Source organism: Massilia sp. S19_KUP03_FR1 (assembly GCF_036688685.1).
Lineage (GTDB): Bacteria > Pseudomonadota > Gammaproteobacteria > Burkholderiales > Burkholderiaceae_D > JALYUM01.
Genome location: NZ_JAQQPS010000056.1, coordinates 1 through 3,218, shown reverse-complemented (window position 1 = coordinate 3,218; position 3,218 = coordinate 1). Strand labels below are relative to the sequence as shown.

4 protein-coding genes are annotated in these 3,218 nt (G+C 58.2%); all 4 read left to right on the top strand.

Features of this window, described 5'->3' with window-relative positions:
• Nucleotides 1-361: 361 nt before the first annotated feature.
• The 4 genes from V6M87_RS27020 (at nt 362) to V6M87_RS27005 (ending at nt 2,980) form a co-directional block, all read left to right on the top strand.
• Complete coding sequence (locus V6M87_RS27020) at nt 362-493, top strand: hypothetical protein (protein WP_332879773.1); 132 nt, start codon at nt 362-364, stop codon at nt 491-493.
• Between the two features lie 17 nt (nt 494-510).
• Nucleotides 511-1,695 (top strand): hypothetical protein, encoded by a 1,185-nt coding sequence (locus tag V6M87_RS27015; protein WP_332879772.1) that lies wholly within the window; start codon nt 511-513, stop codon nt 1,693-1,695.
• Entirely contained in the window at nt 1,685-2,014 is a 330-nt protein-coding gene (locus V6M87_RS27010; RefSeq protein ID WP_332879771.1) for a hypothetical protein, read from the top strand. The genes V6M87_RS27015 and V6M87_RS27010 overlap by 11 nt, the downstream gene beginning before the upstream one ends.
• A gap of 375 nt (nt 2,015-2,389) precedes the next feature.
• Nucleotides 2,390-2,980, top strand: a complete 591-nt coding sequence (locus tag V6M87_RS27005) for a GGDEF domain-containing protein (protein WP_332879770.1) — start codon at nt 2,390-2,392, stop codon at nt 2,978-2,980.
• Nucleotides 2,981-3,218 lie beyond the last annotated feature (238 nt).

Genomic DNA, 3,218 nt, shown 5'->3' with positions numbered 1-3,218 from the left:
AAACGGATTTGTGGAACTCCAGTTTGCCACCAACGTGGCCTCGGGTGAGGAGGAGTCCATCCCATTGCTTTGGGTCGAATCCGGCCTGTCGACGTCTCCGCTGGCTTTTCGTTCTGGCAACCGCTAAGCTTGGCCAACCGGCCGATTTCGGCCAAGAGCTGCCCTCACGGTTCTCCAGTGCAGCCAGGCTGCGCAATCGTTTTATTAGCCTTCATTTGGTGTCCTAATCTGACCGCCTAAAAGGCGTGACTGGACAGCTATACAGCCTTATCGTTCCTCCGGTACCAATCAACCCATGGAGGAAAACGTGACGAAGCAAAGCAAGACAGGCTTGGGCAAAGCCGCAGCTGGAAAGCACCCTATGACGCAAGACCGCGCCTCGGATATCCAGAGCCGCACTATGAAAGAGAAGGGCACGGTGTCGAAGGACGATTTTGCTGCCCGCGCTACCCGCGCTGCAGCGCGCAATGGCAAGGTCAGCAGCGGACAGTGAAGCCAGGGACCGAGACAATGCCGAAAAACACTATCCAGCTCAATTCCGACAAGATCTGCTTACGCTTCGCCGAGGCAGGCGGCCCAGCCAAAATTTACGTCGTCGCCGGCCTAAGCGAAAAGACCATCCAACGCATCAAGAAAGGGGATCGCACGACCTTGACGACCGCGCACCTGCTGGCGGCGACGCTGCGCACGACCGTCGAGGACCTGCTGCTTCCGATTGAACGCGACGAGGTGCAACGGCAGTTACCGCACAACTGGCTATATGAGGGCATTGAGCCGTCTGTCCAGGTGCGCCAGCATTTACCTGCGCATCTCGCCATCGGCGGCAACCCTGAAGGCTATATCGTTGAACGGCCACCGTCGGGCTGGCTAGACCCGCTCGACAAACTACTGAAGTGGTACACGGGAGGCGGTAGGAAGATCGTCCTACGCCGTGAAGCACATGCTTACCGAATGGAGCTGCATTACTATGAGTACACGCCCGACCAGGCACAGGAGCTCGACTATCACGCCGCAAGCGCTTGCCGATTCTTCGCTCTGACGCGCACCGGCGACGAGTTTAAGAAAGCGGCGTTGCACGACATCTATGCCGACTGGGTCTGGAGCGACTTGTGGCGCTTGGCGATGCAAAGGGCCGACATCGTCGACGTGGAGGGTGGCGTCGCCCCAGAGCATCCGCGTGAATACGTGCCGGTTGTGCGCTTCTACCGTGGCATGGTCGTACGGCGTAAGCTGGAAGGCATGCGTGTGTTCCGCCAGTTCCACGGTGACTTTCGGCGGGCGCTCATCAAGTATATGGATGGACTAGAACCGCGCCGGGCAGAGGTATCGTCACACGGCTTCGGCATCCAAATTCGTATCCCCGCGGTGCGGCCGGCGGTGTACGACCCGCACTGGCATGAGAACGAAGTATGTATCGAGGTCGACTTGGCGTGGTGGACGTCGGATGGCAGTCTGGCGCGCGCGCCGTGGCGCCTAGAGCACAGGGAGCGCGTCATTGCCGCACTGGGAGAACGCAACTGGGCTTCTGTTCATTCTCCCGGCCTGCCGCTAGCCTACCCGACCGACAGCACAGAGTACGAGGAGGATCCCACACTAACGCCCGACCCGCACGTTCAAATGCACGTGGCCGAGGCTGTAGTGTCACTGTACTGCCCGGAGCCGGAACAATCGAAGGTGTCAGTCGATGACGCCTAATTCATTCTTGCCGCGGGAGCGCCGTCACAATCCAGCCCGCGACCATGCGCAGGTGCGCCGGCGCTACTTCTTTAAGCTGCTCGAACGCTGCGGTGTCAGCATCGAACAAGGGAAGGGCTCCGAAATCAAACTGTTGCGTGCTGGCGGGCACATGTTTCGGATCGGGAACCATTACGGCAACAACCCGACCATTCCCTCTTTTCTCGTCATTAACATACTGAAACGCCTCGGTATCACTCGCGATGAATGGCTCGACTCGCTTGCTGCGGGCGTGAAGAATGAAGAAAACCATCAGCGGCTGGAAAAAGTTGTCACCTGATGAACAAAAACGTTATTTGCGGTAATAGCAACTTGGCCCGTACATTACGCGCTTGCCAACGTCAGCAATCGGCCCAGGCTGTGTAAAAACTCAATCCTGTTTTCACATTGGAGGACTCGGGCCGCCAAGCTATGTTTGAAGGGCTAAAACGCGTTGTACTGCGCCATATCGTTTTATGTGACTTCCCTGTTGGCGCCGACGCTACATTGACCCACAGCGCCGATATCGGCTCACCCAGGCACTGGCCCGGGAACCCGCACTGGCCGTGCGTTTGCTCGGACTTGCCAGGGTCAACGAATCTCGGCAGCCTAGTTCAATTTGGCGTCGGCGCGAACAGTCCTGGACAATCGGCGGGAAGAAGACGCTAGCGATAGCATGCACATCATCGCGCTGGCCGAGCAGCTTAGCCTGGCAATCAGCAACGTCTCGCTGCGGGACACTTTGCGCCACCAATCAACTGTAGATCCGCTTACCGGTCTGTACAACCGGCGCTTCTTCGACGAATCGCTCAAGCGTGAACTGGCCCGCACCCAACGCAGTCAGAGCGTCTGTTCGGTGGTAATGATTGACCTAGACCATTTCAAGCGCGTGAACGACACCTACGGACATGACGGCGGCGATCTTGTACTGACGGCCGCAAGTCACGCGATTCAGCAACGGGTGCGCGCCAGCGACGTAGTGTGCCGTTACGGTGGAGAAGAACTGGTGCTGATGCTCCCGGAGTGCAGTGCAGAGGAGGCGGAGAGGTGCGCCGAGACCATACGCTCGTCTCTTAACGATATCGTCATCCAGCACGCAGGACAAACAATCTCGGGCATTTCGGCATCGTTCGGCGTGGCTCAGTGGCCCGGTCATGGCAACGGCGAACGGGAATTACTGTCGGCTGCTGACCGCGCTCTGTACGCAGCAAAGAAAGGTGGCCGCAACAAAGTGATGCTCGCTGAGGCTTTCGTACCCGTCCAGTAAGCTACAGCGCTAGAAAACGCGCACCTTCCAAAATAGGCGCGAGACCGCTTCGGCTCGTTTCCTGCCGGTAGCGGCGGCAGGTGTTTTCTCAACCGAGCAACCTGCTATGTGGGTTCAAAAGTTGGGTTTTGCCACTACCGGCATGCCCCGGTGAGCCTAAATGTAGCGACTCGTGGGATCATGTACCCATCCGCAGTTGGCCACTCTTCAAGGCCAGGCACGTTTTGCGTACACTGCT